This is a genomic window from Ruegeria sp. YKSD163 (assembly GCF_059612905.1).
In genome coordinates, this window is sequence record NZ_JBXWRM010000044.1 from 1 (window position 1) to 6,586 (window position 6,586).

General features: G+C 61.5%; 12 protein-coding genes and 1 pseudogene. 8 read left to right on the forward strand and 5 right to left on the reverse strand.

The features are described from left to right. Positions 1–205: 205 nt before the first annotated feature. Complete coding sequence (locus AC2FNA_RS23970; protein WP_496830925.1) at positions 206–442, reverse strand: hypothetical protein; 237 nt, start codon at positions 440–442, stop codon at positions 206–208. A gap of 148 nt (positions 443–590) precedes the next feature. On the opposite strand from AC2FNA_RS23970, the gene AC2FNA_RS23975 reads away from it, so the two are divergent. Beyond that, positions 591–1,325, forward strand: a complete 735-nt coding sequence (locus AC2FNA_RS23975; protein WP_496830927.1) for a Crp/Fnr family transcriptional regulator — start codon at positions 591–593, stop codon at positions 1,323–1,325. Between the two features lie 58 nt (positions 1,326–1,383). On the opposite strand, the gene AC2FNA_RS23980 is transcribed toward AC2FNA_RS23975, so the two are convergent. The 3 genes from AC2FNA_RS23980 to AC2FNA_RS23990 all read right to left on the reverse strand — a co-directional run bounded on the left by AC2FNA_RS23980 (position 1,384) and on the right by AC2FNA_RS23990 (position 2,622). Beyond that, positions 1,384–1,572 carry a hypothetical protein gene (locus AC2FNA_RS23980; RefSeq protein ID WP_496830929.1) on the reverse strand — a complete coding sequence of 63 codons (189 nt, stop codon included), beginning with the start codon at positions 1,570–1,572 and terminating at the stop codon, positions 1,384–1,386. Between the two features lie 214 nt (positions 1,573–1,786). After that, positions 1,787–2,200, reverse strand: a complete 414-nt coding sequence (locus tag AC2FNA_RS23985) for a hypothetical protein (protein ID WP_496830931.1) — start codon at positions 2,198–2,200, stop codon at positions 1,787–1,789. After that, entirely contained in the window at positions 2,197–2,622 is a 426-nt protein-coding gene (locus tag AC2FNA_RS23990) for a hypothetical protein (protein WP_496830933.1), read from the reverse strand. The genes AC2FNA_RS23985 and AC2FNA_RS23990 overlap by 4 nt, the downstream gene beginning before the upstream one ends. 273 nt (positions 2,623–2,895) lie before the next feature. Here AC2FNA_RS23990 and AC2FNA_RS23995 point away from each other — a divergent pair, with 273 nt between their 5' ends. From AC2FNA_RS23995 to AC2FNA_RS24005, 3 genes are read left to right on the forward strand one after another with little or no spacing between them, the layout of a single operon-like run. Then, positions 2,896–3,210: a hypothetical protein gene (locus tag AC2FNA_RS23995; RefSeq protein ID WP_496830935.1), complete on the forward strand. Its 315-nt coding sequence runs from the start codon at positions 2,896–2,898 to the stop codon at positions 3,208–3,210. After that, positions 3,207–3,593, forward strand: coding sequence for a hypothetical protein (locus AC2FNA_RS24000; protein ID WP_496830937.1), 387 nt, complete (start codon positions 3,207–3,209; stop codon positions 3,591–3,593). Before AC2FNA_RS23995 ends, AC2FNA_RS24000 begins: the two co-directional genes overlap by 4 nt. Then, on the forward strand, positions 3,590–4,063 hold the full coding sequence (locus tag AC2FNA_RS24005; protein ID WP_496830939.1) for a hypothetical protein: 474 nt from the start codon (positions 3,590–3,592) through the stop codon (positions 4,061–4,063). The genes AC2FNA_RS24000 and AC2FNA_RS24005 overlap by 4 nt, the downstream gene beginning before the upstream one ends. Positions 4,064–4,073: 10 nt before the next feature. On the opposite strand, the gene AC2FNA_RS24010 is transcribed toward AC2FNA_RS24005, so the two are convergent. Then, positions 4,074–4,346: a hypothetical protein gene (locus AC2FNA_RS24010; RefSeq protein WP_496830941.1), complete on the reverse strand. Its 273-nt coding sequence runs from the start codon at positions 4,344–4,346 to the stop codon at positions 4,074–4,076. Between AC2FNA_RS24010 and AC2FNA_RS24015 the strand changes: the two genes are divergently transcribed. From AC2FNA_RS24015 to AC2FNA_RS24030, 4 genes and pseudogenes are all read left to right on the forward strand, one after another. Further along, positions 4,324–5,064 carry a hypothetical protein gene (locus tag AC2FNA_RS24015; protein WP_496830943.1) on the forward strand — a complete coding sequence of 247 codons (741 nt, stop codon included), beginning with the start codon at positions 4,324–4,326 and terminating at the stop codon, positions 5,062–5,064. The two genes, AC2FNA_RS24010 and AC2FNA_RS24015, sit on opposite strands and share 23 nt — an antisense overlap. A gap of 34 nt (positions 5,065–5,098) precedes the next feature. Next, positions 5,099–5,941 carry a transglutaminase-like domain-containing protein gene (locus tag AC2FNA_RS24020; RefSeq protein ID WP_496830947.1) on the forward strand — a complete coding sequence of 281 codons (843 nt, stop codon included), beginning with the start codon at positions 5,099–5,101 and terminating at the stop codon, positions 5,939–5,941. Positions 5,942–6,059: 118 nt separating this feature from the next. Next, positions 6,060–6,467, forward strand: a complete 408-nt coding sequence (locus AC2FNA_RS24025; protein ID WP_496830945.1) for a hypothetical protein — start codon at positions 6,060–6,062, stop codon at positions 6,465–6,467. Positions 6,468–6,476: 9 nt separating this feature from the next. Beyond that, positions 6,477–6,586, forward strand: a pseudogene (locus tag AC2FNA_RS24030) (IS6 family transposase); the annotation flags it as partial.

A 6,586-nucleotide genomic window follows, 5' to 3' on the forward strand; every position in this document is an offset into this window, starting at 1 on the left:
TTCAAGCTGAACCGCGCCGCCGCTCTCGCCGAGTGGCGCGGTCTTTGCGCGGCATAAGGGACAGCCATACTGCCCTTGGAGAGACTGGTTCGCATTCGTCCGGCAGCACCAGCAGGGGTTCTGCAATAGCGCCTCAAAGAATATCTTTTTTGCGTTCCATGAGTGCATATCCATAAATGCTCCCGCCCACTGTTGGAGCTTGACGTCACAAGCGCCGAACAGAGTTGCCGCCAGCAATGATCGCGTTGATCAAGTTTGCGACGGCTCGGTGCCTTTCCGTTTCGAGGTCGGTCCCGACCGCGTTCTCATGCGTCGCTGCGGCGTCGCGCAGAACCCCCAGGATCTCGTGCTCCGGCAGCAGCGCGCGATCTTTCAAGGCAAGCAGGAGCGCCTCGCAGATCGATAGGGCGGCCTCGCCTGCATGTTCGCTCGCCGTGGACATCCGGGGTTCCTTTCTTGGCATCGTGAACCGGGAAAGATGAGGTTCAAATACATCCGTACTTCTCGCAGGAATTGCCTTATGCTGGACTGATCCAGAGCAGTGTCCGGGCCGATTTCCGCTCTTGGGTCACGACACGCCGGGAGGCCCCATGACATCAGTTGAACACAGCCCCCTTACACGCAAGCTCTCGGCCTTCGTCGCCCTGTCTGATGTCGAGCTGGCCGTCCTTGAACGACTGCACCAGCGCCGCCGATCCTTCGTCGCGGGGCGCGATATGGTGCATCAGGGCCAGACGGCTCAAGCCGCCTATATCCTGTCGGCGGGTTGGGTCTGTTCCTACAAGCTACAGGCCGACGGGACGCGGCAGATCGTGGATTTCCAGGTGCCGGGGGATTTTCTGGGGTTGCGGAGCGTTCTCTTGCGCACCTCGGACCACAGTTTCGAACCCATCGTGGATATCGAGGCTGCCGAGGTGCTGACGAGCGATCTTCTCGATGCGTTCGCGCAGACCCCACGCCTGGCGACCGCCGTGCTCTGGGCGGCGTCAAGGGACGAAGCGATGGTCGTGGAGCATCTCGTCGGGATCGGTCGACGTGATGCGGACGCCCGCATGGCGCATTTCCTACTGGAGCTGGGATCGAGGCTGGCGCTGGTGGGGATGGGCAGCAGGGACGGCTACGACTGCCCGCTGACGCAGTATCATCTCGCCGATACGCTGGGGTTGAGCGCGGTCCATGTAAACCGCGTCCTACGCCAGCTTCGCGAGAGTGGACTGGTGACCTTTCGGGACGGACTTGTGACATTTCACGACTATGGCGGGCTGGTGGACCTTGCCGAGTTCGATCCGGCATATCTGGACCAGACCGGACCGCTCCTGAAATGAGAGGGCCGCCCTCCCTTGTTTGGCAGGCGGCCCCGGTGATCAGGTCAGACGCCGGAGGTCACGCGAGGGCGTGGGTCGCCGCATCGAGTTCCTTGTTGGTCTCGGCGTCGTTCTTCGCCGTGTGCGCCTTCTCGGCCGCCTGGTAAAGCTTCAGAGCGGCGTCCTTCTTCGGACCAGCGGGCGCCTTGTCCCACGTGGCCTTGACGGATTTCATCTTGTCGGCGGTTTTTGCTTGTTCGGGAGTCATTGGGAATGTCCTTTCATGGACGTTCCGAGAATAAGAAGCGTGCCAACATGCCGACCTTTTGGGGTTCGGCACGCCCACACGCTTCTCAGGTACTCGGAAAAAATGCCCCACCAAATATTCGGCGGGCACATCTCACCTAGCCGATATCAACGCACCTCCGCACTGACGCAGGTTAGTCCCGGCGCGTGCGGCAGGTCGAATGACACTGCGGCACTCAGGCCACCATGGTTTGCTGGTGGGAGATCCTCAGCCAGGTGTCGTCATCGTTGAGGTACGTGGAGGCGCAGAGCGCCTTGTAGATCGATACGTCGGCTTTCTCTGCCGAGACACGGTAGGTGAGAATGGCGATGTCGTGACACCGCATCACGCGGCGTTCGGCCATGACGACGGAGCGCCAGCCGGTGCTCTGCTTTAGATGGGTCCAGATCTGGTCACCCTGGAGGATGCCCGGCGGATAGGGGAAGATCATGACGGCATTCGTTGCTGATGTCGCCCGTGCGCTGTCGGCGCCACCGGTCCAGAAATGTTGCTCCATGTCCCAGAGAACGCCCTGTTCGCGCGGCGAAAGCGTCCCGGTCTTGTGCGCAGAATGACCCATTGGCGTTGATGTATGAGTGGAAACGATCATTCGACAGACCCCGACCCGCCAACCGTAAACATCTGAAACAGCAAAAAGATGATCGCGAGCACGGCCCAGATCGCGCCGCTTGTGCCTGGGCGGCCAACGGCCACCGTCGAGGCAGCTTGCTTCAGGGTGCCCGGCATCGGACAATCTGGGAGCAGTTGGCTCAAGTCCCGTGCTACCCTGCGGTGATCGCTTTCGAGCGTGGGAACATCCGGAAATCGAGCAAGCAGCTTTCCCAACCGTGATCGCGCGGCATCGCGCCCCAGCGCGACCAGCTCAGCGGTTTCATTCCATGGATCGAGGCCGAGCCGCGCGAACGTGGAGAGAACGGTCACGACATATCCTTTTCGATCCTCGCCGACCGACGCATAGAGAAACCGATCAAACTCGGGCGGGTGCGGGTTGAGTACATTGGGGTCGGCCATTGTCATTCCATCCCTTGGTTGCAGGAAAGCAAATCGCCCCCTCTTTTCCCAAGTTTAAGCGCGGGTAGGTCCCAGCGCCCTTACACAGGTCAGTGCCGGCGACTGTTCCCGGGGAGTTCACAACTGGCGCGGCCCCAGGGACTAACATGTGTCAGCGTCAGGCTAACGATCATGATATACAAAAGAAGAAATCGTTCGACTGGTCAGGCCCGGACTCCAAGGTGCCGTCAACAGTGGCGAGCGACGGATCTGCCAACATTGCGGAGACCAGAGATGACCATGCGGTCGACCAGATCGACGGTGACGTTTTCTAAGCCGTTCACCTTGTCAGGATACCCGGGCGATTTACCCGCGGGCGACTACGAAGTTCTCGTGGAGGAGGAGCTGCTGCAGGCGCTGAGCTTCGAGGCTTACCGACGGACGGCGACCTACTTGACGGTGCGAGGCAGGGGCGGTGATGCCGGACGTACCGAGTTGAGGGCCATTTCCGAAAACGACCTGAAAGAGGCGCTGAGCCGGGATGCGGCTACAACCGAAACGAACAATCATAGCGAAGCGGCGCTTTCCCCGCAGGAGGACTTGAAATGAACACTCCCGAATGGCTCAAACCCGCTGTCTATGGTGCCGTGATCGGCGCTGCCTTCGTGGGCGTCGTGGGATTTTCGTGGGGCGGCTGGGTGACAGGCGGAACCGCAAATGACAGGGCGATGGCGATGTCCCGAACTGATGTCGTCGCCTCCATGGTGCCCGTCTGCCTCGACATGGCGCGCTCCGACCCGGCACGGGCGGCCAGGCTGGCCACGATCCGGGCCGCCTCGACCTACCAGAGGCGCGACGCACTAATGGCGGCAGGCTGGGCGACGATGCCAGGAACCGATGCCCCAGACCGAGACATTGCGCGAGCCTGCCTGGCAGCCCTTGATGTCGATCGCTCCCCGGAGCGCGCGGAAAGCGCGGTCGATGAAGGATGAACCGCGCCATGCCGATAGCGTCACCCGAGACAACCGATCTCGAACGGCGTGTGCTCGCCCATGAAAAGGTGCTTCAGGCCCTGATCGCCTACATGGCCCGCACCGAGCCACGTTTCATCGACCACCTACGAGAACGGTTCGTCGAACCGATGAGCATGGCGCGGCATGAACACGATCACCGCGAAACCGATGACTACGCGGAAGAGTTCATTCGCGCGGTGATGCTCCTCGGAGAAGTGCGCGCGCCCAAAGCGAAGGAGCCGAAAGTGACCGACAAGCAGCCCGAGCCGCCGAGGCGCGAAGGAGCACAGGAGTCTTCCATGAACCGGCCAAAGCAGCGAGGCGGGGTTCAGGTACACGAAAGAAACGGCATCTGGGAGGTGCGGGTCGATGGCAAGTTCCGCGGCGACTACCACCAGAAGGAACATGCTCTTGCCGCTGCGGCCTTGCACAAGTTGTCGCCCCGATGACCGGTAGCACTCATCCGACAGTTCCGCAGGACTTCTCGATCCAGGTGGCTGAGAACGAAGGCATGCCGCCGGGACCAGGTTCCAAGGGCTCCAGGCCACCAATCGTGCCCACCCGACGGGTCACAGGAACGCTCATGCTTGGGCTGTCGAAAACACGCGTGGCGACCGACGGATTCCAGTCTGCAAAGGACATGCCGATGAAACACCACAGAGAACCAACGACACGCCCACTTTCAAAGCTGATCGCGAGGATGGCAGCCGTGGCCGGTGTGATCGCGTCCATGGCCGTCCCCGTCTTTGCGAAGGACGGCACCGGTCCGATGCCCAAGAACGCAGAAGCCCGGAGCTATGGCGGCGGTTGGAATTGCGCGCTCGGATACCGGGTGGCGGGCGAGGAGTGTGTCGCCATCGACATCCCGGAGAATGCGTATGCAACCGGCCGGTCCTACGGTTCGGGCTGGGCGTGTCGACGCGGGTACGAAGAAGCGGGAGGGACCTCCTGCGAAGCGATCTCGGTGCCCGACAATGCGTTCCTGCGATCCTCCGGCTATGACTGGCAGTGCGATCGCGGGTACCGGCAAGATCGCGAGACCTGCGTTCCAATCGTCCTGCCTGACAACGCCTATCTCACCGACGACCCCTCAGGTTCCGGATGGACCTGCGACCGCGGTTTCACGGCCAGTTCAAGCGACTGCGTTCCGATAGCCGTTCCTGAAAACGGGTATCTCACCAATGCGGATTACGGCGACGAATGGGCTTGCGAGAGGGGATTCTTTGAAATCGATGGCCGTTGCGATGCTGTCGTGCTTCCCGCGAACGCCTTTCTGGACCCGGCGTCCTACGGGCCGGGATGGCGCTGTGAGCGGGGATTTGAGAACGTCGACACCGCCTGTGTCGCGATCGACCTTCCGGCACACGCGCATCTCGATCGATCCGGAAACACATGGCGCTGCGATCTTGGCTTTCAACTTGCGGATGGGGCGTGCGTTCTTGGACGATAGAGCGCCCCGATTAGACCACGGCGACGCCCCCGGCATCCGGATGCGGATCGGATGCCGCCTCAAGTACCGACTGACACAACCGACGCCTCTCATCGCCATGCTGAACGTGCATTACTCGCGCTTCGGCGACCTAGAGCGCGCCGATTATCTGGTGACCTCGCCCAGTGTGCCGCTCGAAAGCTATCGCGACGGTTTCGGAAACTGGTGCACGCGAATGGTGGCGCCGGCTGGCGAGTTCACCGTGTCCACCGATGGAATTTTCCGGGATTGCGGATTGCCCGATCCGGTCGCGCCCGACGCCACGCAAGCGGCTATCCAAGATCTGCCCTTCGAGACGCTGGTCTATCTTCTCGGCAGTCGTTACTGCGACACGGATCTTCTGTCGGAAGAGGCATGGCGCCAGTTCGAGACCACATCGCCGGGCTGGGCGCGCGTGCAGGCGATCTGCGATTTCGTGCACACAACCGTCTCGTTCGACTATATGCAGGCAAGCGCAACGCGTACGGCTTCTCAAACGCTGGCCGGGCGACAGGGGGTCTGCCGGGATTTCGCCCACCTCGCGATCGCGTTGTGCCGTTGCATGAACATTCCGGCACGCTACTGCACCGGCTATCTGAGCGAGTTCGGCGAACCCGAGCCCCACGCCCCGGACGACTTCGCGGCCTGGATGGAGGTCTTTCTCGACGGACAATGGTGGGTCTTCGATCCAAGAAATAACAGCCCGCGCAAGGGGAGGATTCTGATTGCGCGCGGACGGGACGCCGCTGATGTGCCTCTGACTCAGACATTCGGGCCGAATACACTGACACAATTCGACGTCTGGACATGGGATGCCGAGGACGATCCCGAAGTGGCGCCTTCCGGTTCTCGAAACTAGCGCCGCGCGCGTCAACGCCGGTTCTTGTCGGTCTGCCCGTCCTCGGCTCGCAGACGGGATGGTTGGTCCGCCTGTGTGTGAGCGAGTTCGCACCATGAAACCATTTGGGAGAATTGAGATGACCGCCTTGATCAAGACGACCGCCGTATTTCTCCGACCCTTCCAGCTTCCGAGTTTCAACGAGACCCTGCCACCCGGCGAATACGAGATCGAGACCCAGTTGCTCGAGCCCGTGGATTGGATCGAACCGGGCACCTGGACGTCGTCCGTTCTCGTGCATCTCCATCCGCGCGTCTCGCACCCCGGGCTCGGCCGAACGCTCACCGTGCCGCTTGCCGAACTGGAGAGCGCAGTGGCCAAAGACAAGCTCACCGGCAAGGCTCTTAAGGACTACTTCCTTGAGGAGATGCTGGCTGACCCGATGATCCGTCTTGTCATGCAGGCGGACGGGGTGAACGAGGCCGAGCTCCGTGATCTCCGCGGTGTCAGAAGGACTCCGGTTGAGACGGGCAGGGTGGTCTCGTAGCCTCTGAACATTCCGAAACGTGATCCGTTCAAATACCTCCACAGCAGCTCGGAGATCATTCGTCTGGCAGTGATGCTGCACGTCAGATTTCCACTGTCGCTGCGCAATGTCGAGGATCT